This window comes from Rossellomorea arthrocnemi (assembly GCF_904424705.1).
Taxonomy (GTDB): domain Bacteria; phylum Bacillota; class Bacilli; order Bacillales; family Bacillaceae_B; genus Rossellomorea; species Rossellomorea arthrocnemi.
The window spans coordinates 1-23,858 of sequence record NZ_CAJGBF010000002.1 but is presented as its reverse complement, the minus strand read 5'-3'; the positions used below and the strand labels follow the sequence as shown (position 1 = coordinate 23,858).

Here is a 23,858-nt window from a genome sequence, read left to right as displayed (position 1 = left end):
TATCAATCGATGTTACCCTTTCAAAAGGAGAGCCTCCAGATCCGGGGTCCCATTGGCTAATCCAACAGCTACGATCGTGTATGCTTGATTCGGATTTAGCTTCACATTAGGGATGCTGAGCACACTGTTCTTACTTCCGGAGACCCTGGCTTCAAGATTGACGGTCATCGGGGTTAACCCAAGATAATCGGTCGCTTGTTTAAATGGGATATCCTGAAATATAACATCCCCGCCTTTTACTGCAATATCAACAGCCGGGGCGTCAGGGGAAAGGTGAATGAATTTCACCTTTGTTTCTCCGCCAGGGACAGTTGGATCGTCCAGATAGGGCAGTAATTGCATTTTATTTAAAGTCCCAACGGCTGCCAATGTATAAATTTTCCCGGGATCGATTTTCACTTTTTTACTTATGACCGTTGTTACACTTGTACCTGTGGGATACACATCAATATGATATTTACCCGCTGGCAATGTTAAATAATCGCTTACATCTTTAAATGCTACATCCCGTAAAACGCGTTTTCCATTTACGTATACATCCACATTCGGTGCATCGGGGACTGCATGTAACAAGCGGACGTACGACGGCTGTGTGGAGGTTGTCATGTCAGCTCTCTGTGCCTGCATAGCCATCCTCATATATTTAAGATGTTTTTGATAATAATGAACATGCATGGATGGATCAGTATATTTATAATAACCGGATAATAGGTCGTACATGGCAGCTTTAGTTAAATAATCATGTTGGCTCATCCGTATCTCTCCCTTATCTTTATTAACATAAATAGAATATGCCCGGGAGAAAAAATGGTGAAAGCACCTATTTTTATAAAAATCAGAATTATCCCTTGCAATCTGGATGGAAATATTGGATAATGAAGTTACTAATTGAGAAAGTGGGTGATACCTTATGAACCTATTATTAATTGATCAAACGGCTAAAGCATATATGTATCATATCGGTTCTGCACGTCAACTCACTTTAAACGGGATTATTTGATTTTTTGATTTCTAACATAAAAAATCCGTTGACGTGTCGAACCGCGCAACGGATTTTTTATTTTGGGAGGAAATAAGTTGAATAGTAGAGAAACAGTTTTTGAAATGATGAACCACTTGTCAGAAGAAGGATTTATATTGGGAAGGGTTGTGACCGAGCAAAGGGGTGCCTTTATGGTCATGACAAAAACAGGGGAAGCTCTGAGTAAGATTTCCGGTAAGCTCAGATTTGAAACCGTTCAGCGTGAAGAGCTCCCGGCAGTCGGAGATTGGGTTCTCCTAAGCGGGGAAGGGGCGATCATTGAGAAAGTTTTACCCCGGACGAGTAAATTTTCAAGAAAAAAAGCAGGAAATGAAGCAGAAGAGCAGATCATTGCTGCCAATATCGATACTGTCTTCATTCTATCTTCTTTAAATGATGATTTAAACAGTAAACGGATGGAACGTTATTTGCTTCTATGTTGGGAAAGCGGGGCAAACCCTGTCATCGTCCTGACGAAATCCGATACGTGTAGGAATGTAGAAGAAAAGAGAAGAGAAGTGGAAAACACATTACTTGGAGTGAAAGTCGTTACCATAAGTGCCGTGAATCAGGAAGGGGTAGAGGACCTGATGCCTTTTCTTGAAAAGGGGCAAACGGTGGCGCTTGCCGGTTCTTCAGGAGTGGGCAAATCCACATTGACCAACCTACTTGTAGGGCATGACGTACAGAAGACAAAGGAAATAAGAGAATCCGATGATAAAGGTCGTCATACGACCACCCATCGGGAATTATTCCTATTAGAAAATGGTGCTTCGATTATTGATACACCGGGGATGAGAGAAATCCAATTATGGCAGGGGCAGGAAGGATTATCAACACAATATCATGACATTGAGGAATTAGCTCTTCACTGCCGATTCAACGACTGCCGTCATGAAGATGAACCAGGCTGCGAGATCCGCATGGCGATTGAAGAAGGAACCCTTTCAGAGGAAAGGCTCGAACACTATCAAAAGCTCCAAAGGGAGATCGCTTATATGGAGAGACGGGGAAATAAGCGATTGGAATCATTGGAACGAAAGAAGTGGAAGAGTATCGGAAAGCAGAGACGACTTAAATAATATTACGGATGAGTGACCCTTTGGAGGGCACTCTTTTTTTTGGTGGATATATTCCAATCCTTTTGGAGGTTGAAACCGATCCGGCAAGCTTAATACTTTCCCTTTTTAACAGGGATGCGTTAAAATCTCTTACAAAGGGAATAGTGAAAGAGAATAATATGGAAAGGATGATGAGCATGTCAAAGGCTTCAACGTATGAGAAGGCCACGTTTGCAGGAGGGTGTTTCTGGTGCATGGTGAAACCGTTTGATGAACAGCCCGGAATTGGCAGTGTGACATCCGGATACACAGGGGGACACCTTCCCGATCCGACGTATAAAGAAGTGTGCAGTGAAATGACAGGTCATTATGAGGCTGTTCAAATTGAATATGACCCATCTATTTTTTCTTACGAAAAGTTATTAGAGGTGTACTGGCAGCAAATCGATCCGACAGATCCAGGCGGTCAGTTTTTTGACAGGGGACAATCGTATAAAACAGTTATCTTCTACCATGATGAGCAGCAGAAAAGAGCAGCCGAAAAATCCAAGGAGAGGATCGGACAATCAGGAATTTTCTCCAAGCCAATAGCAACAGAGATATTACCTGCTAAAGTATTCTATCCTGCGGAGGAATATCATCAGGATTATTATAAAAAAAACCCCGGGCATTATCAAAGATACAGCAGGGGGTCCGGAAGAGTTGCATTTATTGATAACCATTGGGGGGATAAAAATGAGTAAAGAGAACCTAAAGAAAAAGTTAACACCCGAGCAATATGATGTCACTCAAAATAATGGGACCGAGCCACCGTTTAGAAACGAATATTGGAATTCGTTCGAAGAGGGGATTTATGTAGATGTCGTCTCTGGGAAACCTCTTTTCAGCTCGAAGGATAAGTATGATGCCGGATGCGGTTGGCCGAGTTTCACCAAACCGATCGATGAAGAAGAAGTTTCGGAAAAAGAAGATAGAAGTCACTTTATGGTACGGACAGAAGTAAGGAGCAAGGAAGCCGATTCTCATCTCGGTCACGTTTTCAATGATGGTCCCGGTCCGACAAAACTTCGCTACTGTATCAATTCCGCTGCTCTCAGGTTCATCCCTGTCGAGAAATTAGAAGAGGAAGGGTATGGACTATACAAGAAGTTATTCTAACATAGTGAATTGCTGTGAAACTATTCACACATGTGATAAAATAGACTACTCATGTTTACGATGAGTTACATATGTGTATATAAAAAATATGAATAGGAAGGTGAATGATGATGTTAAAGAAACTTTTTGGTAAAAAAGAAGAAGCACCTAAAACGGTAATTGCCGTCGCACCCTTAACAGGCTCTTTGAAATCACTTGAAGAGGTTCCGGACCCTGTATTTTCCCAAAAGATGATGGGGGATGGAATCGCCATCGATCCGACAATCGGAAAAGTCGTTTCACCTGTAGAAGGCGAAATCATGCAGCTCTTCCCCACAAAGCACGCTGTAGGGATCAAAGCGAAGAATGGCGCTGAAATTCTAATCCACATCGGACTTGAGACCGTCTCAATGAACGGTGAAGGTTTCGAAGCCCATGTTTCAGAAGGTTCAAAAGTAAGCATCGGTGACCCTTTAATTACGTATGATTTGGAACTTGTAAAAGAAAAAGCGAAAAGCACGATCACACCAATCATCATTACGAATGGTGACGATATGGGAGAGCTTGTGATAAAAGACGTAGCAAGTGTTACAGCAGGACAGGAAGAAGTGTTTGAGATTTTTTCCAAATAGTATTAAGAGGAAAGACCGGCGAAGTTGCCGGTCTTTTTTCTGTATAAAATGAATGATGAGGTTTTAGTGATGAAACATTTACCGTTTAATGGAGTATGTTTTATATCGCGTTGAAAATGACGCAAATGTTAATCTCTTCCTCCTTTATCCCAATCTTGTTGTATCATGGAACTTCCACTATTTCTCGCTCTTCGTTGTCATCCCACCAGATAAAATGAATTTCATCGCCTCCTCAGGTTTAATGTCGAGAATTTCGATATCTGTTTTGGGGACTAAGAAGGTCACACCGGCAACCTGGAAGGTTTGTGGAATGTATACGGCTGCGTGCCCCTGAAGATCATAATGCAGATCTTTAACGTTCTCTGTCGTAATGAAACCCAGACATTTCATTGTCGTTCCAGGCATTGTGACGAGAGCTACTTTTGAAAATGACTTTTTTTCTCCTAAGAAAGAATGGATAGTGTCCTTGATCACCGAGTAAATTGTTTTGATAAAAGGAATTTTTTGTAACACAATATCCACTATTCGAATGATGGTCCCTGTAAAGAATTTCGTGGACAACCATCCGAGTACTGTTAACAGAACGATTGTGGCGAACAACCCGATACCAGGGATGTAGTTTTCATCCAGATAAGGTTTTAAGACATTTCCTAATAAGCCATCGAAAAATAAAAACATCTTATATACAACGTAGCCAACGAGTGCAATCGGAACAATCGTAAGTACACCGTTGATAAACGATTTAATAAACCATTTCATACAGTCAATTCTCCTGCCTTTTCAATAAACTCTCTTCATTATATAGAAAGATTTCATCCGGAAAAGAAGTGGTGTTAAATTAAATGGGCGAATGCACAAACACTTTCTAGGTATATGACATAGAGTATAAGGTAAATAAATAATTATTTGAGGAGTGATAGGTATGAACTATGGATATGGTTGTGATCCATGTTATCAAGGCGGGTATGCATATCCGGCTGCCGGTGGATGTGGCGGTAATGGTTTTGCGTTGATCGTTGTGTTATTCATCCTGTTGATTATTATTGGAGCCGTTTGTTACTGCGGGAATTAACCCATTATGGTGATACTTGAAAATAATGATGAAAAAAAGAGCTGTCGACTTGACAGCTCTTTTTGGATTAAATTTTAAAGCTTGAGATTAATTCTTTCAGTTTTTCAGCTTGCTGAGAAAGTTCTGATGCACTTGCTGTGACTTGTTCCATGGCAGCAGATCCTTCTTCCGATGCAGCGGCTGTGGTTTCGGTGTTAGAAGCAGTGGACTCAGCAATTTCATTTACATGGGCAAATGACGTTGCTACTTCTTGACTGAGATTAAGCGTTTCTTGGATATGGTCCACCATTTCATCCACTACAACGGTTGTTTTGGTTGTTTGACTCAGTATATCTTCCAGGGATGCATTCGTTTCATTGGTGATTTCAACCCCTGCAATGACTTCCTTCACCCCGTCAGAGTTTTGCTTGATGATGATATTGACTTCCTCCTGGATGCTGTGGACGATTTCCGTTACTCCCTTTGCAGCCTGTCGAGATTGTTCTGCAAGCTTTCTGACTTCATCAGCAACAACGGCAAATCCTCTGCCGTGTTCACCTGCCCGGGCTGCTTCGATGGCAGCATTTAGTGCGAGAAGATTGGTTTGTTCGGCAATGTCTGTAATGGTGCCAATGATGGTGGTGATTTGTGATGACCGTTGTCCCAAGGCTTCAACGGTTTCACTCGTATTGGACATGGTTTCTTCAATACTCATCATTTTTGATGAAGAGGCCTGAACGGTTTGTCCTCCTTTTTCGGCAACGACTCTCATATCACGTGCTGTCTGCCTTACGAGTTCCGCCTGATTGAATAAAAAGCGGGCTGCCTCTTCAAGGCTGTTCATCTTCTCTAATGAAGTGGACATACGATGTGTTGTCTGGTCGCTTCCTGCCGCAATTTCACTCGATGTTTCCGCAATGGAGGTGATCGTACGTGACGTTTCTTCTGCAGAGGCGAGAAGCTCCTGGCTGCTTGCAGATACGTTTTCTGCCATTTCAGAGACCTGTTTAACAAGAATTGCGATCCCCCCAATAAGCTGATTCGTATCAGAGGCCAGGTCAGCCAACTCATCTTTGGATTTTACATGGATTCGTTTCGTTAAATCTCCACCCGCATTGGCAATCTCTAAAATGGATCGACTAATTTTCTTTGTATTTGTTTTAATTGTATGAGTTAAAATGATTCCAAAGAAAACCGCCAAGAGAACGGCGAATGCCGATAAGCCGATGGTGACAATTTTAGATAAGGACACTTGTTGAGTAAGAGAATCAATCCGCTTATTCAGATCTTTTTGCTGATCGACCACAATCATATCTACGTATGAACGGATACCGTCCAAGTATTTCTTCCCTGTACCGGATTCTACGAGTTTGGCAGCCTGATCGAGCCCTTTACCTTTTCTGGTCTCGATTACCCTGTCAACAAATTGAATCCAAAAGCCGTATTGTGCTTGAATCTTATCCATTTTATCAAGCTGTTCAGGATCACCCTTCAATAGGGTGTTCAATTCCTCAATATGAGTTTCCACTTCACCTTTACCATTCTGGTATGGTGCCAGAAAACCAGTTGCGCCCGTAATGACGAAACCTTGTTCGCCTATTTCAATTTCATTTAACACCTTTGAAAGATCTTTAACCTTCGTATCAACCTTCATATCGTATGTAATCAGCTTGTCGATCTCTTTTTCCAGTTTCATCATGTTGAAGTAAGATGTTGATGCGAGAACCAGTAGGACAATCGTTAATAAACCGAACGACAGAACAACCTTTCCCCTTATGGTACGAAAATATGAAAAGAAACCAAAGGTACTTTTAGATCCTTCCTTCTTTTTTTTGTTTCTTTTTGGTACTTTTTTTAGTAGTTTTTCTCTAGTTTTTTTCACCGTTTCCCCCTCCTGAAGATAAGCAAAAAGTAGCATCAAAGGATGAACTTACCATTATTTTATACATATCGACCTAATATATCTAGTCAATTTAAAGAATTTTTGTCGAATTTTTGAGAATTTTAGTATATTTCAATCATGCAATAGAGGGAAACCTATGATTTTCCTTTCGCGAATTCATACTAAGGGTTGATTATTCTTGAGAAAATCCAACAATATGATGCTTTTTTGATAAAGAAAGAAAGATTCAGCTTTTCTTACATATGAATAATGTAAGGGAAATCTTAATGAACATCCAGATGAGCGAATCGAAAGAGAGTACGAATCTGATTCTTTCAGGAGGGGTAACGATGCCTCATTCGCATTTAATAAAACCGTTGATTGGGGAACATTATCCGACGATTGATTATGGAAAGGGTGTTTTTTTATATGACACCGAAGGACATGAATATATAGATGCCTGTTCTGGAGCGGTGACTGCAAATTTGGGACATGGTATGGAAGACATTCTGCAATCCATCGTGAATCAAGGAAACAAAGTGGCCTTTGTGTATCGGTCTCAGTTCAGCAATCAGCCTGCAGAGGATTTAGCGACCTTCTTGAATGACAAAACAGGTTACCCCTGGACCTTCTTCGTGAATAGTGGATCGGAGGCTGTGGAAACAGCCATCAAAATCGCCATTCAACACTGGCAGGAACAAGGAAAACCGATGAAAAGGAAGATCTTATCAAGATGGCTCAGTTATCATGGAATCACATTTGGGGCATTATCTGCTTCAGGTCATCCATCAAGAAGGGAACGCTTCGATTCGTTTTTAGGGGATTGGCCAACCATTGAGCCGCCTTACTGTGTACACTGTCCGTTTGGTAAGGCTTATCCATCATGCGATATGGTTTGTGCATCTCAACTGGATACAATGGTAAGCAGGATAGGAGCTGAAAATATTGCTGCGTTTATTGCTGAACCGATCATTGGAGCTGCAGGAGGGGCGATCACCCCCCCAAAGGGATATTACGAACGGATTAAGGAGATCTGTGAATTGCATGACATTTTGTTTATTTCAGACGAGGTAATGACTGGATGCGGAAGGACAGGGACATTCCTAGCCTTGGAGCAATGGGGTGTCAATGCTGATATTGTGGCGATCGGTAAAGGACTGAGTGCTGGCTATGCACCCATTGCGGCCACCCTCATATCAGAAAAGGTCATGGAGCCGATTGTAAATGGGAGTAAAGTGATTATGAGCGGACATACTTTTAGTGGCAATCCCATGTCTGCAACTGCGGCATTAGCCGTTCTAAAGCTGATTGATTCGGAAAAAATCATTGAAGGTGTCGATCAAAAAGGAACTTATTTAAAGAATCTTCTGGAAAAATGTAAAAACGAATTTCCCTTTGTTCAGCATATCAGGGGAAGAGGTCTCATGTGGGGGATTGAATTTAATGAGTGGGGGGCAGGTTTTACTTCTTTCATCGTTCAGAAAGGTGTGGAAAATGGGATTTTACTATACCCTGCCTCAGCAGGTATCGATGGCAGAAAGGGCTCCGCCATTATGATCGCCCCACCATTGAATAGCACCAAAAGGGAGCTTGAAGAAATGGCTAAAAGGTTGAGGAGTACATTTCAAATGGCAGCAGAGAATTGGCAGGTGAATTAGATGTCTTATCATCACAGCAAAAGGAGTAGTTACGAAAGAATCCGGCATTTTTTTCGAGATGAAATGACACTGATGTTTGGTGGTTTTGGAGGGGTCGGGTCCCCTCCCACCATTTTGAACCATCTTTTGGAGTGGGGGGTGAAGGACCTCACCATCATCGGAAACGACACAGGATTTCCCCATATCGGCATTGGGCAATTGATCGCTCAAAATAGAGTGAGGAAAGTGATTGCTTCTCATATTGGCTCTAATCCGATAGCTGGTAGGTTAATGAGTGAGGGGAAACTGGAGGTTGAATTCTCTCCACAAGGAATATTAGCCGAGAGAATCAGGGCAGGTGGAGTGGGGTTAAAAGGGATTGTAAGCGATATTGGGGTTGATGATCCATATTTGAATAACGGAAAGACCTTCCTTGAAATTGACGGGGATCGTTATATATATGAAAGCGCACTGGTTGCTGAAGTGGGGATTGTCTTTGCGAAAAAAGCGGATCCATTCGGAAATCTCATCTATGATAAGAGCGCAAGAAACACAAATCCACTAATTGCTATGGCAGCAGATATAACGATTGTCGAGGCGGAGGAAGTCGTGGGTTATGGAGAACTGGATCCCGAGGAAATTGTCACTTCAGGTGTTTTCGTTGATCATATCGTTTTGTCTAAAGGAGTCGATTGGAGATGGGCCTGGGAAACGAAATGAAGGAAAAGATGGCAATGCGGGCTGCGCAGGAAGTGAAGGATAATATGATTGTTAATTTGGGGATCGGTATCCCATCCCTCGTTCCAAATCACCTTCCCCCAGGTTTTCCTGTCGTATTTCAATCTGAAAATGGAATTATCGGCATCGGTCCTGCACCTGGAGAAGGCAGTGAAGATGAAAACTTGTGTAATGCAGGAGGATTTCCAGTTTCATTAATGAATGGGGGATGCTATACGGATAGCTCCATCGCTTTTGCCATGATCCGCAGAGGCAAAATCGATTTAACGATTCTTGGGTCACTGCAGGTAAGTGAAAAGGGGGATCTGGCTAATTGGATCATCCCGGGCCAAAAAGTCCCTGGGATGGGGGGGGCGACCGAACTTGCCTCTAAAGCCAAAAAGGTCATTGTCCTGATGACCCATTTAGACAAAAATGGAGGAAGCAAAATCGTGAGGGATTGCACACTTCCATTAACAGCTAGTCGCTGTGTATCGATGATTATCACTGACCGGGCTGTATTCTACATCGAAGATAATCAATTAATCTTGAGTGAGATATTCAATCCTTATACGGTGGAAGATATAGAGGAGACAACAGAAGCCCGTTACAGCTTAAGCCCTGTGATCAAATACATAGGGTAAGGGAGGAAACGATATGGAAACTCATCGTCTAATCAAAGAAAAAATAGAAGAAAAAAAGAAACGTACAATCAAGCTTCTTCAAAGACTGGTCCAGGAGGACAGTGTAAGAGAAAACGAATCAAAGGCACAGGCCATTATTATCGAAAAATGCAGAAAGCTTGGCATGGAGTTGGACATATGGGAAATAAACGAGATTGATATTGAAAACCATCCATTTTATCGATGCGACCGAAAGAATTTTAAAGGAAATCCAAATGTGGTAGGGGTCCTGAGAGGAACAGGTGGAGGGAAAAGCCTTCTATTAAATGGACACATCGATGTTGTACCTGAAGGGGACAGGAAAGATTGGCTCCATGATCCTTATAGTGGAGTCATCGAGGGAGGGAAGCTTTACGGGCGTGGTTCAACGGATATGAAGGGAGGATCCGTTGCTTTACTTCTCGCCATTGAAGTGATAAAAGAGCTGAATATCCCTTTGAAAGGAGATGTTATCTTTCAGAGTGTCATTGAAGAGGAGAGTGGTGGAACGGGGACATTAGCGGCGCTAATTAGAGGGTACAAAGCGGATGCTGCCATTATTCCTGAGCCGACAAATATGAAAATCTTCCCTAAACAGCAAGGGTCCATGTGGTTTCGCCTAAAGGTGAAGGGGAAATCTGCACATGGAGGCACAAGGTATGAAGGTGTGAATGCAATAGAAAAGGCATATAAAGTCGTTCAGTCCCTTCAGGAATTGGAAAATGCACGTAACGATAGGGTGACAGATCCATTATATAGCAATATCCCGATTCCATTACCCGTTAACATTGGGAGAATTGAGAGTGGGAAATGGCCATCTTCCGTTCCTGATACGGCTGTCATTGAAGGAAGGATAGGTGTCGGTCCTTGGGAAACACTTCAGGATGTCGAAAAAGAATTTACAACAAAGATTTCCAACCTGAAGTCAATGGATACCTGGTTTGACGAACACCCTGTTGAAGTGGAATGGTTTGGCGGGCGCTGGCAGCCTGGAAACCTTCCAAGTGACCATGAATTGGTGATGACCCTTTCCACACATGCTGGACAGGTAATGGGAGTGAATCCGCTCATCGAAGCCTCACCTTGGGGTACGGATGGTGGGATTCTGTCTCAGGGTGGCAATATTCCAGTGGTTGTATTTGGACCGGGTACAACGGAAGTGGCCCATGACGCAAACGAATACATTGAATTAGAGAGGATTTATCAATGTGCGGAAATTCTCTCTCTCTTTATGATCGATTGGTGTAATAAACAGTCATGATTTATCAGAAAGGGGAAAGATTCATACAGTGCTTACAGTAACGCCCGCAGGGAAGAATGGCGTTTTTACACTTCGTGATTGAGTGATGATATCCCACTACTATATACCTCATTTTATTCATATCAAGACAAAAGGAACAACTCATCTAATTCTAGACAGAGGTTGTTCCCTTTTTATGGCCGTTTGTTTCATAACTTATCTATTCATCTCATATGTTTGATAAAAAGGGGCTTATAAGAATGCAAACATACGAATATATAAAGCAACCTAAAGTGGAAGCGACTATTTATAAAGATGACTACAATCGAAGGCTCAGGGTGGATGAGTTCAGTGGAAACGCAGGAAGGTTATGGGAGTATGTGATGGAAGAGGCTGAGTCTCATCAGTTTGAAAAGGTCATCGTAAAAGCAAGGTCAAATCAGGCCGGCTATTTTTTAGAAAAGGGCTTTATTTTGGAGGGGGGAGTAAACAGATATTTTAATGGAGACAGGGCTTTATTTATGAGTAAATTTCTGACTGATGATCGGAGGAACAGTTCCTATTGGAAAAAAGAGGACGACATTCTCCAAGCGGTTCAAAAGCTAGGTGAACAAGATTTGGAGGTTTCTGGATTGATTTCTGTCGCAACCGAGGAACACGCAGGGAAATTAGCGGATCTGTATCAGGAAGTATTTATGCTATATCCTGTACCATTACACGTTCCAGACTATGTGAGAGAATCCATGAGAAATGGGACAATCTTTGTGTACATCGAGGAGGATGGAAGAATTATCAGTGCAGCTTCTGCTGAAATATCATCAACTAACAGGAATGCTGAGCTAACAGATTGTGCTACGAGATCTTCCCATCGGAAGAGCGGGTACATGAAGCATCTGCTACAAAGATTGGAAAGCGAATTGGTACACCAAAATATATTTTGTGCCTATACGATTGCCAGGGCGCTTTCATTCGGTATGAATGCAGCATTTCATCAGCTTGGATACAAGTATGGTGGAAGATTGGCGAATAACTGCATCATCTTTGACAAAATGGAAGATATGAACATTTGGGAAAAGGATTTAAGTGAATTCTAGACCGGAAAATCCCAAACGCGTATTCAAAACAAAGCAGTATTAAAGCTGGAGAAGACAGTCTTTTCCTTCACGGACAGGTATCCTTCAGACGGGTGTATGTGGCCATTTGAGTCTGGTGGAAAGAAACTTTTGGAAAGTTGGTGGAGTAGATGAAAATGAATCTCTATAAACCAAAAAGGGATTGGAAAGAAATTGAGCTTTGGAAAGATGTGACGGATGAACAATGGAATAACTGGTTATGGCAGCTGACAAACACGATCAGAACCCTTGATGACTTGAAGAAAGTGGTGAATTTGACTCCTGAGGAAGAAGAAGGTGTCAGAATTTCAACCAAGACCATTCCGTTGAATATTACCCCTTATTATGCATGGCTAATGAATGAGGATGATCCCCGCTGTCCGATCAGGATGCAATCCGTCCCAATCGGAGAGGAGATCCACAAAACGAAGTATGACCTTGAAGATCCTTTGCATGAAGATGAGGATTCCCCCGTTCCCGGATTGACTCACAGATACCCGGACAGGGTTTTATTTCTGGTCACAAATCAGTGCTCGATGTACTGCCGCTACTGTACAAGAAGAAGGTTTTCAGGACAAATCGGAATGGGTGTTCCAAAGAAGCAGCTTGATGCAGCCATTGAATATATCCGGGAAACCCCAAGTGTAAGAGACGTACTTCTCTCAGGCGGGGATGGCTTACTGATCAATGATCAAATTCTTGAGTATATATTAAAAAATCTAAGAGACATCCCGCATGTTGAGATCATCCGGATTGGAACGAGGGCACCAGTCGTATTTCCGCAAAGGATCACTGAAAACTTGTGCAATATCTTAAAGAAATATCATCCGGTTTGGTTAAATACACATTTTAATACGTCCATAGAAATAACAGAGGAGTCCAAAAACGCTTGTGAGATGCTTGTGAATGCGGGTGTACCGGTAGGAAATCAAGCGGTAATCCTGGCAGGAATCAATGACAGTGTTCCGATCATGAGGAAGCTAATGCACGATTTGGTGAAGATTCGCGTACGCCCATATTATATTTATCAATGTGATTTGTCTGAAGGGATCGGCCATTTCCGTGCACCTGTCAGCAAGGGGCTGGAAATCATCGAAGGATTGAGGGGACACACATCCGGTTATGCCGTTCCAACCTTCGTGCTGGACGCTCCTGGTGGTGGAGGTAAGATTTCCCTGCAGCCTAATTATCTTATTTCCCAAAGTGCTTCGAAAGTGGTTGTGCGTAATTTCGAAGGAGTCATCTCTACTTACCCCGAACCCGAAGAATATGTAGCAGGAAGGGCCGATGAATACTTTAAAGAAGTGTACCATGATGAAGAAATCAAAGAATCGAGCATAGGAATTGCCGGATTGATAAACCAGACCCATTCTTCACTCACTCCTGCTGGACTCAGGCGTTTGGAGCGACGGAAGGAATATCAGGAAAACCCTGATCACAACTCCCTTAAGAACTTCAGGGGGAAGAGGGATCAGCTTAAGGAGAAAAAGCATAAAGCCATGCTTTCAAAAATGAATAAGGATAAAAATGATGATAAGGAAGAAACCATCAATGAGTAAAAATAAAACGTGCGAATGGTGTGAAAGGAAGACGGCTCATGCACATCAATCCAGTGTGTATTGGGAATTGCCTGATGGCACACGTGCGATTCAGATTGCAAATGTCCCTGGCGTGAGCTGCAGTCATTGTGGAATGGAATACCAGGAAGAATCAGTCATTAATGAGATTGAAGACCAACTGATGCTTATTGATACCAGGTTAATAGATAAAGTGATCCCTTATAAAGAATTAATGGAGCTTCCCCGATTACTTAAGAAGAATTACTTTCGATTTTAGAGACTGGGAATTCGGCCATTTCATGAATTTGCTCAAGTCTTGTGCAAACACTTTACGAATCCGTCTTCTTCCGCTATCCTGTTAGAAAAGATAGATCAAGGGTGGGTGGAAGAGATGAGAAAATCCTTTTATCATTATTTAATGAAACATAGGCAACCTACTGCCAAGGATGATCTAACCAGATTTGCGAATTCTGCTTATGATGATCACAGCTTTCCAAAACAATCGCAACGGTACCATGAAATCAGTTCGTACCTCGAAATGAATGGTCATTATCTTGAAAGTATGTCCATTTTCGACATGGCCTGGGACCATTATCAATTAGAAGAAAAAGAATAATCTAAATACCCTTAGCCACCGGACTGACATTTGTTTCCTACAAACGTCGGTCCTTTTTTTAAAGGTCCTGCTATAAAATGTTAGGTTTCTTTTTTTAGGCGATATCATGAAAAACAAATCTTGCCGTAAAGAAAAGAGAGTCAGGGATTTCGTGTATACCGATATGAGTGTTATTGCATATCATATAAAAAAGGCGATTAAGGGTGAGGGGAGTATGAAGAAACGAAAAGAGCCTAGATTCAGAGTAGGGGAAACGGTAGTCGTTACAATCTATGGTACAGTCGGGAAAATTACCGACATTAAAAAGCTTGACGGAGAGTTTTTGTATGAAGTTAACGAAAGTGAAGGGCTATTCAAGGAGAAGGCATTGGAATTGCTTGATTCTTATGATGGATATATTTTTGAACAGGAACAGATCGATATTGAATATAAATTTTTGTTCGGAGACCTTGTTATGGTGAAGGGATACGAAGAAGACCTTTTTAAAGTGGTGGGCTTCAGAACAGAAATATGGCGGTATAAAGACGATGCGTGGGAAGACGTCATCTACGAATTAATGAGGATTACGGACGGTGAGTGGCTGGAAGCAGATGAAGATGAAATTACCTTAGTTGCTGATGAAGAACAGGCAGAGGCATTTATAAAAAAATATGGATTCGTGTTTCCGCAAAAAAAAGAAGGTAAATCAAAATCGCTCTATTCACCTGCTTATCCAAAGCCAACCTGGATTGATCAGCTCCTTGATCACTACAATGATTATAAAACATTGTACCTCTTATTCCAGGATAATAAATACAAGAATAAAATGGATTACGTGTTAGAGCAGTTAAAAAATCATACAAACTCACAGTCTATCGTTAAAGAGAAGGAATAAGCCACATGATATATAGAAATACAGGAACACTTATGACCAGGAAAGACAGCAGTATGGCACGAAGGATCCATTGCATGCCTGAAACAATCATCCCTTCTCCCTTTTCCAGATCTTTTAACATCGATTTCGTTTTTTGAGTGAGTGTATGTAACATAATATCGCTCCTCTACCTTTGATGATAAAGTCTATGCTTGTCTTTAAAGTCTTATGAAAACTTTTTTCTCCTGGCATAACCGGGGTGGTATTGTCATAAATTGAGAATCAAAGGGGGCGATCACATGCGGGAGATAGAAGTCTTTATCGACACTGAGGAAATTGCAGAGTTCTTCATGAAAGAACTTGTACAAAGAGGGTATGTACCATCAGAAGATGAGTTGGAAGAAATAGCGGATATCACATTCGAGTATCTGATTGCCAAATGTATCATTGATGAAGAATGGGAAGATGACGTATAGAATCTTTTCAACCATCGATAGGGATTTCACTTAGTATGGAACATGGAACGACCATTCATATAAACGGGATTAACTCTTATGTGTCTCTCATGACTTCTTCACTGAAGCGTGGAGGCACTTTATTTTGAGTTAATCCCTTTTTAGGTTCAGAAGGATAGAAGTTCTTGCTTTCCATCTCCGGGTCATAGAGAAATGACCGGGGGGCGCCATAGTTAAAAGGGGGCTCATCACCTTAAGCGGTTGCTTTTTAAACCAGTCAGTCGATGAAGGAAAGTCATGGGGGATGTTTTCCCAAACAGATCTTAATGACGGACTGAAAAGATGCCTTTTTTCCTCCCTCTTCGAATATATATGCGGCCAGTAATCCTCCCTCGATCCGGTGTGTGGATGTTGGATCGAAAATGAAAATGCACCTGGGAAGACGAACGGATGAAATAAAACACTATATAGTTTCTTCCCTAACAGAATTCTGCGATCGACCTTCTCAAAGTGAGAAACGGAAAGTCCGGCAAGAGAATAGGGGGCTGGTTTGCCAAAAGGAAAAAGTATGGAAGTGAACTCCAATCGATCCTGCAAGAAGAACTTCCACTTTTCAATTCCTATATTCAGGTTGGGATCAGATAAAATTCTTTGTTGAATCAAGTGCTGCTCATTCATAATGAGTGCGAGTGTCAATACGCGTTGATCCCGTGTATCGAGGAATTCATCCCACATTTTCCGCATAAATATCGAAACATTGAATTTTTTAAGCAGGTGAAAAGATGATTGTCCGGTTAACTTCCATTTTTCATAGAGTAATAATTGAGGATACGCGTCGTCGAAGATGGCTGCATTGCATCGTTCGAGAAATGAGAAAAAGGTTTGTTGTTCCTTGTCATTTAATACATGTGAAAGCAAATGGCTCCGGATGTCTGTCATATGATAACCGGCATTTCTGGACACCATGTGGGCAATAAAAGACCAGTGAAGCTCAGGGTGTTTCTTGAATAGGTCCAGGTAGGAGGAGGTCCTTGTCAGGTTATTGACATTGCCTTCATTAATCGCGTTGGAAATTTCCCTATATAATGAATAGTCTTCAGGAAAGTAGATCTCAGGAGCGGGTTGCAGCTTCATTTGCTTATATAGCTGACCAATCGCTTTTACGTCGAGAAGGGGTGAAGGATGGTCACTTTTACCGGATTTGAATAGGTTTAGTATCTTTAGAAACGGTGAATATACCAAATGATCCCGCCTCTCCAATTAAAGTGAAAAAATATTTCTCTGGGATTGAAACTAAATCCAACATAATTCGTATATATTAATACAATGGAAGAGAAGCATTCTTGGGAGGTATGTTTATGTTGAAGAAGTTCATTAAAAGTTTATTAGGATCGTCGAAACATCATCATCACTACAGTTCCAGTGACGCCAGGAAAAAATATAAATCACCTAAACATAAACATTTTGGACACCATCATTATAAAAAGCATAAGAGCAAAAGCTTTTTCTCCAGTTTCTTTAGCAGCTGACCGGGAGTCGAAGCATAGATGATCCATACTTTTTTTCGCAGACTGATCAACGCTTTCGAACGTAGATGGAACCCGGGTGATATCATCAATGACTTACAAATCACTCATTTGGTAGGAAGAGGAAGCTATGGTACAACTTATTCAGTCAAACTCCCAAATGGAGAAGAGGCAATATTGAAACGAATACGCCCTTACAAAAAGTTATTTTCTAATCACGTCCAATATGTCCTGAATGAAAGGAATGCACTTGAAATTTTATCTCATCCCCACTTTCCTGAGTTTCTTATAGCCGGTGAATATAAAGGGATCCCTTATCTAGTGATGGAAAAAATGAAGGGGCGAACCTTTGAAGATTTGATATTTCGGGAAGGGAAAAAGTATTCAGAAGAAGAATCTTTAAAAGTAGGTTTACAGTTAGTGAAATTAGTAAACTTTATTCATCAAAAAGGCTATGTGCATCGTGATTTAAGAATTCCTAATATCCTTCTTGATAAAGGAACCATTCAAATTATTGATTTTGGACTTGCGTGTGAAATGAGTGCCGAACCTGGTATTCGGCATGCACATAAGGATTATATGAGGGACAGGTCGAAGAAAAGTGATTTTTATGCCGTTGGCCATTTTTTATTATTTTTACTTTATTCTTCATATGAGCCAGTGGGGAAAAGGGAAAAAAGCTGGGATAAGGAGCTCTCCATTCATCAAGATACCATAGCCATCATAAGAAGACTTCTGCAAATTGACGAAGCATATCAGGATGCTTCTGAGCTGATCGAGGAAATAACAAAGGTTATCCATATATTACAAGCACGATAAACGAGGAGGAATTGTAACATGTCATTTTTTAATAAAGTATTTGCTTCAATTGGAATTGGAGCGGCGACAGTGGATACTAAATTGGAGAAATCAAGCTACGTTGCAGGAGAAACGGTAAACGGAGTAGTGGAAATTACAGGAGGGAGCACTGAACAGAGTATCGATGCCATTTATTTAACGCTATTCACTACATATATTCGTGAATCGGATGACAAGAAACATACAGATTATGCACCGATTCAAAAAATACAAATATCAAATCCATTCACAGTACTTGAAAATGAAAAAAAGGAGTTTCCTTTTACCTTTACATTGCCCTTTGAGACCCCGATTACATATGGGAACACAAGGGTTTGGGTAGCTACGGGTGTTGATATAAAAAATGCTGTCGACCCCAAAGATAAAGACTATATTGAAATCGTTCCGAATCAATTGACGAATGCCATCCTGACTTCTGTTCAAGACCTCGGTTTCAGGATTAGAAAAGTGGAATGTGAAGAGGCGCCTCGCCGATACAGAGGGAGATATCCTTTCATTCAAGAATTTGAATTCGTACCGGTAAACGGTCAATATCAACGTAAATTAGATGAACTTGAAGTGATGTTCCTCAATCAAACAGAAGATCAGGTAGAAATGCTTCTGGAAGTGGATAGACGGGCGAGAGGTTTGGGTGGATTCTTGGCAGAAGCTCTCGAGATGGATGAATCCATGGTCAGAATGACAATCCGATCTTCCGATGTTCCCCAATTAACATCGAAACTTCAGAACGCAATCGACAAGTTTGCGTAAAGTTCCCATTCGACAAAGATTCCTATGATTCTGCGAAGGATTCGACACGTTGTTTGTGTAATTGTATGAGTACAACATATTGACGGAGGGGTGCTCATGCCTTTACTTGAAAAAATCATTCGTCCCAAGCTCTTGAGATCGACCTATGACATGACCATTTTCCAAACTCCCCATTATGGGGAGGATAAGGGCTATGAAAAGGTGTATCGAATCTCGGTAGAAGCAAATAATCATGAAGAAGCCCTGTATCAAACATTCAGGACATTTAATGTACCGGATTTAGTTCCAAAGGACTATCAAGGCAGATATATTGCGACACGTGACATTGTCTTTATAGATGAGGGGCGGAGAGGCCATTACTATTACCGTCTTCAGCCGAACGGCTGGAAGAGAGTGAACAGGATCGTCATCCATTAAAATTAGGGGTCAGCATTCTAAAAAGGAAAGAATCTGCCGTTCGGCAAGATTCTTTCCTTTTCTTTATGAGTTATTACATGTTGTGTCCCGGGCCATTTTTTCTATTTAAACCAGTGTTTTCTTTCCCATGTGCATTGTGCTCGGCTTCCAGTGCTTCTTTTGGGATATGATTATTTTTCTTAGGGGCATTGATTCTATTTCGATGTTTTTTTCCCATCCTGCTTTCCCCCTTTGCTACGACTTGAGTTTTTCAGTTCTTGAAGAGTTAGGTTGTGTCCCCGATCGAGTAGAAGGGTTGGTTTCATTTGCATGCTGTACTGCTTGTTTCAGTTTTTTGCTCATTTTTTCTTTGGTCATGTGAATCACTCCTTCTGCTTTTATTTTGACCTCTCATTCAGCATTCTATCCTTCCATTTACTAGCGTTGCATATGATACGAAAAAGGATTACAATGGTGTTTCAACAGTCTCGATAGGAGGAATAGTTTAGTGAGTATACATATTAATGCCAAAGAAAACGAAATTGCAGATACGGTTTTATTACCAGGTGATCCACTAAGGGCGAAATACATAGCTGAAACATTCTTAGAAAATGTAACATGCTATAACGAAGTTCGTAACATGTTTGGATATACAGGGACATACAAAGGAAAGAAAATCTCGGTACAGGGAACAGGAATGGGGGTCCCATCCATTTCTATCTATATTAATGAACTGATGCAAAGCTATAATGTTCAGAACTTGATCCGCGTCGGCACATGTGGTGCCATCCAAAAGGATGTAAAAGTACGTGACGTCATTCTGGCGATGACGTCATCAACAGATTCTCAGATGAACAAATTAACGTTCAATGGAATCGATTATGCTCCAACTGCGAACTTTGATCTGTTGAAGCGTGCATATGATGCTGGAGTAGAAAAAGGACTTAACCTGAAAGTTGGAAACGTATTTACTGCCGATATGTTCTACAATGACAATGCAGAGCATGAAAAATGGGCTCAATATGGTATTCTTGCTATCGAAATGGAAACGTCAGCCCTTTACACGTTAGCTGCCAAATATGGAAGAAATGCATTATCGGTCCTAACGGTCAGTGATCATATACTGACAGGTGAAGAAACGACTTCTGAAGAGCGTCAAACCACTTTTAATGACATGATCGAAGTGGCTTTAGAAGCAGCGATTCAATAGTAATCCGCCGATATGAAATGAAAATGAGAACTGCTAATTAGCCCAAAATGGGTTTCTGGGCAGTTTTTATTTTTTGTGAAGTTTCTCCTGCTTACATAATGCTTCTAACATGGTAAGATGGAGGATGGAACATTATAGAGAAACTAGGTGAAAGTATGAAAAAGATCATCTTCGTAACTGCTGCTTCCTTGCTGTTGTTGTCAGGGTGCTCGCAAGTACAAGAGTGGTCAGAAGATTTATTTGGCCAAAAGCAGAAAGAGTCACAGGAAAAAGAACCAAACGTGCAGACACCGGACAACGGGCAGGATGAACAAGCAGTGCCGGAACAACCTTCCGAAGAAACGGTACCAAAAGAACTGCAATTAGAGTCTCAATATTTCAATGAAGTGAAGGTTGTAGACGGAAAGCAGGTCATTCAGAACCCTTCCAATTTATTAGCACTTGTGAATAAAGAATATGCACTAGACGAATACAAACCTGTTGATTTAGTGCGTCCAAACGTGCCTTTCGTATTTGGGAATCAGGAGCTTGAAAAAGCACACCTCCGAAAAGAAGCGGCAGATCATCTTGAGAAAATGTTTGCAGATGCAAAAACTCAAGGTGTGTTTTTGACAGCCATTTCAGGCTACCGTTCATACGATTATCAAAAAATGCTCCTTGAAAGGGAAATTGCCCAATTCGGTAAAGAAAAAGCCGTCATGGCAGTGGCACCGCCGGGACAAAGTGAGCATCAATCAGGATTAGCCATGGATATTTCCAGTGAAAGCAATCAATTTCAAGTAAATATCGAATTTGCACAAACGAAAGAAGGAAAGTGGCTGGCTGAGAACGCCTATAAATACGGTTTCATTCTTCGCTATCCGGAAGATAAGGTTTCCATTACCCAATATCAATATGAGCCTTGGCATTTTAGATACGTAGGAATGGATGCGGCCGTTGTGATACATGAGAATGATTGGACCCTTGAAGAATACTTTAAAAATGTGAAGAAAATATAATGACTATATAAGGTCGGGGCAAATGGCCCTGACCTTTTTTGATTGTAGTCGAGGGGATATTTATATAGTCCTACATTTTACGAAGTCAACTCCATCCCCCTTATGTTCTGTTTTTCTGCGTTCCGACATACAACAGTAATAGGGCTGTCCAAATTGGAATGGGTGGGTGGATTGTATGATGAGGGTGTTTAGCATAATTGTTGTAGGAAGTGTCTTTGTTGGAATTGGCATCAATCTATTTTTTGTCCCTCATCATTTTCTCGACGGGGGCATGATCGGGATGGGGTTGATTGCTCACTATTGGTTTGGTTTAAAGCCGGGACTTACGATCATCCTCCTAAGCGTCCCTCTTTATTTGCTGGCTTTTTTTAAAGATCGAAATCTCTTTTATAATAGCATCCATGGTCTTTGGTTATCTTCTTTAATGATCGATATTTTTTATCAGTGGCATACGATCTTCCTTGTTCCTCCACTTATGAGTGCGTTTCTAGGGGGGACGTTTGTGGGAATAGGGATAGGCCTTATGTTAAAGGGCAATTCTGCTACTGGTGGATCTGATTTATTGGCCCAGTTAATGGGGAGAAGTTTTGGAATGAACGTAGGGAAATTGATCTTTGCCTTTGATAGTTTCGTGCTTATGGTTGGCTTTCCGGTTATAGGAGTGGAGGCATTTTTATATTCTTTATTAGCTGTCAGCACGGTAGGGTTTTTTACGACGATTTTGACACATCATAATGAGGAAGATGAATTTTCCTTTCGCTAACATGTAAAAGCTGATAGAATGAAGAAGTTATGAGCTAAAGATTGCTCAGTGGGACGTTTCATGATATTCTAAACGAAAATTCACACAAGATACATAGCAACGAAAGTGGTGGAAGCTTTGGAACAAGATAAGACAGAACAGTCGCAACAAGAAACGCATTCAAGTTTCATCAAGATGAAAAAATTCAAATTTGTCATGCTCCTCTTTTTCCTCGTTTTCCTAACGGCAGGTATTACAACCTTTGCACTGGCGTTTGGAGATGAAAAAGCGGTCAACGTGGGTGTCACTGAACGTTCAGAGTTTCAGAAACTGTATGAAGCCTACGACAAGTTAAATCAGAATTATTACAAGGACCTTGATGAGGACACTCTTGTAAATGGTGCAATCAATGGCATGATTGATAGCGTCGGTGATCCATATTCGGATTATATGAACGAGGAAGAGGCGAAGAAGTTCCAGGAAAGCATCTCGTCTTCGTTTGAAGGAATCGGTGCTGAGATTCAGGAGAAGGAAGGCTATATATCCATTGTTTCTCCAATAAAAGGTTCACCTGCAGAAAAAGCCGGCTTACAGCCGAACGACATCATTACAAAAGTAGATGATAAAAGCATTCAGGGGATGTCCGTTACAGATGCCGTACTTCTAATACGTGGGGAAAAAGGCACGAAGGTAACGTTAACCATCCAGCGCCCGGGTCAAGATAAGCCAATGGAAGTCACCATCACAAGAGATGAGATTCCGATTGAAACCGTTTATGCAGAAATGAAAGATAACGGTGTGGCTGAAATCCAGATCACCAGTTTTTCAGAGAATACGTACAAAGAATTGACAGAAGCTCTTAATGAAATGAACGATAAAGGCATGAAGAAACTCGTACTTGATCTTAGGCAAAATCCAGGTGGATTATTAGATCAAGCAGTTAAGATTTCGAATCTTTTTGTTCCTGAAGGTGAAATCTTATTCCAAGTCGAAGACAGTAACGGTAAAGTAGAAAAGTACGTTTCAGAATCAGGTCAGAAGGTAGACGTTCCTACAGCTGTTCTTGTTGATGAAGGAAGTGCAAGTGCTGCCGAGATTCTATCAGCTGCTGTAAGCGAATCAAATGATATACCTCTGATTGGAACGAAAACATTCGGTAAGGGAACCGTCCAAACGGCTGAAACTTTCAAAGACGGGTCGAATATGAAGTTCACTACAGCAAAATGGTTGACACCTAACGGAAATTGGATTCATGAAAAAGGCATTAAACCGGATGTTGAAGTGAAAATGCCTGACTATGCCCAGCTTCCTTATATTAATCCTGATAAGGAATTGAAGGAAGAAGATTTATCTGATCATGTGAAAACAGCGGAGCAAATGCTCGAGGCTTTAGATTTAAATCCGGGAAAAGTGGACGGCTACTATGACGAAGATACAAAAACTGCCGTTAAGGAATTCCAAGGGAAAAATGACCTGGAAGTGACAGGCACACTAAACGGGGAATCGATTTTGAAGCTAATGACTGACCTAAGAGAAAAGCTGAAAGAAAACGATCCTCAACTTAAAAAAGCGATTGAAGTATTAAACAAAGATCAATAAAAAAGATCCCAGGTTACTTTAAAATGTACCCTATAGAGTAGACAATCAAAAAAAGTCTACCTATAGGGTACTTTTTTGTATAATGACAAATAGACAACAATGTAGAAACTGGGGAAAATTATGAGTAAAAAGACATTTACAGAT

29 protein-coding genes are annotated in these 23,858 nt (G+C 41.2%); 22 read left to right on the top strand and 7 right to left on the bottom strand.

The window, feature by feature from the left end; genetic code table 11:
• Positions 1-12: 12 nt before the first annotated feature.
• Complete coding sequence (locus BAA9072_RS03000) at positions 13-753, bottom strand: DUF4397 domain-containing protein (protein WP_201713230.1); 741 nt, start codon at positions 751-753, stop codon at positions 13-15.
• 324 nt (positions 754-1,077) lie between these two features.
• Here BAA9072_RS03000 and rsgA point away from each other — a divergent pair, with 324 nt between their 5' ends.
• The 4 genes from rsgA to BAA9072_RS02980 all read left to right on the top strand — a co-directional run bounded on the left by rsgA (position 1,078) and on the right by BAA9072_RS02980 (position 3,851).
• Positions 1,078-2,103 carry a ribosome small subunit-dependent GTPase A gene (gene rsgA, locus BAA9072_RS02995; RefSeq protein WP_230980742.1) on the top strand — a complete coding sequence of 342 codons (1,026 nt, stop codon included), beginning with the start codon at positions 1,078-1,080 and terminating at the stop codon, positions 2,101-2,103.
• Positions 2,104-2,279: 176 nt separating this feature from the next.
• The gene (gene msrA / locus BAA9072_RS02990; RefSeq protein ID WP_201713229.1) at positions 2,280-2,825 is read left to right on the top strand and encodes a peptide-methionine (S)-S-oxide reductase MsrA; all 546 of its coding nucleotides are present in this window, start codon (positions 2,280-2,282) and stop codon (positions 2,823-2,825) included.
• Positions 2,818-3,240: a peptide-methionine (R)-S-oxide reductase MsrB gene (msrB, locus tag BAA9072_RS02985; protein ID WP_201713228.1), complete on the top strand. Its 423-nt coding sequence runs from the start codon at positions 2,818-2,820 to the stop codon at positions 3,238-3,240. Before msrA ends, msrB begins: the two co-directional genes overlap by 8 nt.
• A gap of 110 nt (positions 3,241-3,350) precedes the next feature.
• Entirely contained in the window at positions 3,351-3,851 is a 501-nt protein-coding gene (locus BAA9072_RS02980; RefSeq protein WP_201713673.1) for a PTS sugar transporter subunit IIA, read from the top strand.
• Between the two features lie 177 nt (positions 3,852-4,028).
• Here the strand turns inward: BAA9072_RS02980 and BAA9072_RS02975 are convergent, their stop codons facing one another.
• Positions 4,029-4,610, bottom strand: coding sequence for a DUF502 domain-containing protein (locus tag BAA9072_RS02975; RefSeq protein ID WP_201713227.1), 582 nt, complete (start codon positions 4,608-4,610; stop codon positions 4,029-4,031).
• A gap of 163 nt (positions 4,611-4,773) precedes the next feature.
• Here BAA9072_RS02975 and BAA9072_RS02970 point away from each other — a divergent pair, with 163 nt between their 5' ends.
• The gene (locus tag BAA9072_RS02970; protein ID WP_201713226.1) at positions 4,774-4,923 is read left to right on the top strand and encodes a YjcZ family sporulation protein; all 150 of its coding nucleotides are present in this window, start codon (positions 4,774-4,776) and stop codon (positions 4,921-4,923) included.
• A gap of 67 nt (positions 4,924-4,990) precedes the next feature.
• Here BAA9072_RS02970 and BAA9072_RS02965 read toward each other — a convergent pair whose 3' ends face one another.
• Entirely contained in the window at positions 4,991-6,784 is a 1,794-nt protein-coding gene (locus BAA9072_RS02965; protein WP_230980741.1) for a methyl-accepting chemotaxis protein, read from the bottom strand.
• A 350-nt stretch (positions 6,785-7,134) separates the two neighbouring features.
• Here BAA9072_RS02965 and BAA9072_RS02960 point away from each other — a divergent pair, with 350 nt between their 5' ends.
• From BAA9072_RS02960 to BAA9072_RS02920, 9 genes are all read left to right on the top strand, one after another.
• Entirely contained in the window at positions 7,135-8,442 is a 1,308-nt protein-coding gene (locus BAA9072_RS02960) for an aspartate aminotransferase family protein (RefSeq protein WP_201713671.1), read from the top strand.
• A complete protein-coding gene (locus BAA9072_RS02955; RefSeq protein ID WP_201713225.1) occupies positions 8,443-9,141 on the top strand; it encodes a 3-oxoacid CoA-transferase subunit A in 699 nt (232 codons plus the stop codon). It begins immediately after the preceding gene.
• A complete protein-coding gene (locus BAA9072_RS02950; protein ID WP_201713224.1) occupies positions 9,120-9,782 on the top strand; it encodes a 3-oxoacid CoA-transferase subunit B in 663 nt (220 codons plus the stop codon). The genes BAA9072_RS02955 and BAA9072_RS02950 overlap by 22 nt, the downstream gene beginning before the upstream one ends.
• A gap of 13 nt (positions 9,783-9,795) precedes the next feature.
• Entirely contained in the window at positions 9,796-11,061 is a 1,266-nt protein-coding gene (locus BAA9072_RS02945) for a peptidase (RefSeq protein WP_201713223.1), read from the top strand.
• 239 nt (positions 11,062-11,300) lie between these two features.
• Positions 11,301-12,134 carry a putative beta-lysine N-acetyltransferase gene (gene ablB, locus BAA9072_RS02940; RefSeq protein WP_201713222.1) on the top strand — a complete coding sequence of 278 codons (834 nt, stop codon included), beginning with the start codon at positions 11,301-11,303 and terminating at the stop codon, positions 12,132-12,134.
• A gap of 149 nt (positions 12,135-12,283) precedes the next feature.
• Positions 12,284-13,711, top strand: coding sequence for a lysine 2,3-aminomutase (gene kamA, locus BAA9072_RS02935; RefSeq protein WP_201713221.1), 1,428 nt, complete (start codon positions 12,284-12,286; stop codon positions 13,709-13,711).
• Positions 13,704-13,988 (top strand): YokU family protein, encoded by a 285-nt coding sequence (locus BAA9072_RS02930; protein ID WP_201713220.1) that lies wholly within the window; start codon positions 13,704-13,706, stop codon positions 13,986-13,988. Before kamA ends, BAA9072_RS02930 begins: the two co-directional genes overlap by 8 nt.
• A 114-nt stretch (positions 13,989-14,102) precedes the next feature.
• Positions 14,103-14,327, top strand: a complete 225-nt coding sequence (locus BAA9072_RS02925; protein WP_201713219.1) for a YozE family protein — start codon at positions 14,103-14,105, stop codon at positions 14,325-14,327.
• 214 nt (positions 14,328-14,541) lie between these two features.
• Positions 14,542-15,201 (top strand): hypothetical protein, encoded by a 660-nt coding sequence (locus BAA9072_RS02920; protein WP_201713218.1) that lies wholly within the window; start codon positions 14,542-14,544, stop codon positions 15,199-15,201.
• On the opposite strand, the gene BAA9072_RS02915 is transcribed toward BAA9072_RS02920, so the two are convergent.
• Positions 15,185-15,355, bottom strand: a complete 171-nt coding sequence (locus BAA9072_RS02915) for a hypothetical protein (RefSeq protein WP_201713217.1) — start codon at positions 15,353-15,355, stop codon at positions 15,185-15,187. The two genes, BAA9072_RS02920 and BAA9072_RS02915, sit on opposite strands and share 17 nt — an antisense overlap.
• Before the next feature lie 124 nt (positions 15,356-15,479).
• Between BAA9072_RS02915 and BAA9072_RS02910 the strand changes: the two genes are divergently transcribed.
• A complete protein-coding gene (locus BAA9072_RS02910; protein WP_098350299.1) occupies positions 15,480-15,656 on the top strand; it encodes a YozD family protein in 177 nt (58 codons plus the stop codon).
• Positions 15,657-15,785: 129 nt separating this feature from the next.
• Here BAA9072_RS02910 and BAA9072_RS02905 read toward each other — a convergent pair whose 3' ends face one another.
• A complete protein-coding gene (locus BAA9072_RS02905) occupies positions 15,786-16,877 on the bottom strand; it encodes a DUF2515 family protein (protein ID WP_201713216.1) in 1,092 nt (363 codons plus the stop codon).
• A 305-nt stretch (positions 16,878-17,182) separates the two neighbouring features.
• Here BAA9072_RS02905 and BAA9072_RS02900 point away from each other — a divergent pair, with 305 nt between their 5' ends.
• The 3 genes from BAA9072_RS02900 (at position 17,183) to BAA9072_RS02890 (ending at position 19,186) form a co-directional block, all read left to right on the top strand.
• On the top strand, positions 17,183-17,980 hold the full coding sequence (locus BAA9072_RS02900) for a serine/threonine protein kinase (protein ID WP_201713215.1): 798 nt from the start codon (positions 17,183-17,185) through the stop codon (positions 17,978-17,980).
• 18 nt (positions 17,981-17,998) lie between these two features.
• A complete protein-coding gene (locus tag BAA9072_RS02895; protein WP_201713214.1) occupies positions 17,999-18,769 on the top strand; it encodes a sporulation protein in 771 nt (256 codons plus the stop codon).
• A gap of 96 nt (positions 18,770-18,865) precedes the next feature.
• Complete coding sequence (locus tag BAA9072_RS02890) at positions 18,866-19,186, top strand: YodL domain-containing protein (protein ID WP_201713213.1); 321 nt, start codon at positions 18,866-18,868, stop codon at positions 19,184-19,186.
• Positions 19,187-19,259: 73 nt separating this feature from the next.
• Here the strand turns inward: BAA9072_RS02890 and BAA9072_RS02885 are convergent, their stop codons facing one another.
• On the bottom strand, positions 19,260-19,403 hold the full coding sequence (locus BAA9072_RS02885) for a hypothetical protein (protein ID WP_200908437.1): 144 nt from the start codon (positions 19,401-19,403) through the stop codon (positions 19,260-19,262).
• Between the two features lie 17 nt (positions 19,404-19,420).
• Positions 19,421-19,543, bottom strand: a complete 123-nt coding sequence (locus BAA9072_RS24420) for a hypothetical protein (protein ID WP_269139893.1) — start codon at positions 19,541-19,543, stop codon at positions 19,421-19,423.
• Between the two features lie 130 nt (positions 19,544-19,673).
• Here BAA9072_RS24420 and deoD point away from each other — a divergent pair, with 130 nt between their 5' ends.
• The 4 genes from deoD to BAA9072_RS02865 all read left to right on the top strand — a co-directional run bounded on the left by deoD (position 19,674) and on the right by BAA9072_RS02865 (position 23,714).
• On the top strand, positions 19,674-20,375 hold the full coding sequence (gene deoD, locus BAA9072_RS02880) for a purine-nucleoside phosphorylase (RefSeq protein WP_201713212.1): 702 nt from the start codon (positions 19,674-19,676) through the stop codon (positions 20,373-20,375).
• 155 nt (positions 20,376-20,530) lie between these two features.
• A complete protein-coding gene (locus BAA9072_RS02875) occupies positions 20,531-21,373 on the top strand; it encodes a M15 family metallopeptidase (RefSeq protein WP_201713211.1) in 843 nt (280 codons plus the stop codon).
• Positions 21,374-21,548: 175 nt separating this feature from the next.
• Positions 21,549-22,136 (top strand): YitT family protein, encoded by a 588-nt coding sequence (locus BAA9072_RS02870; RefSeq protein WP_201713210.1) that lies wholly within the window; start codon positions 21,549-21,551, stop codon positions 22,134-22,136.
• Between the two features lie 117 nt (positions 22,137-22,253).
• Positions 22,254-23,714 carry a lmo1851 family serine protease gene (locus tag BAA9072_RS02865; RefSeq protein WP_230980739.1) on the top strand — a complete coding sequence of 487 codons (1,461 nt, stop codon included), beginning with the start codon at positions 22,254-22,256 and terminating at the stop codon, positions 23,712-23,714.
• Positions 23,715-23,858 lie beyond the last annotated feature (144 nt).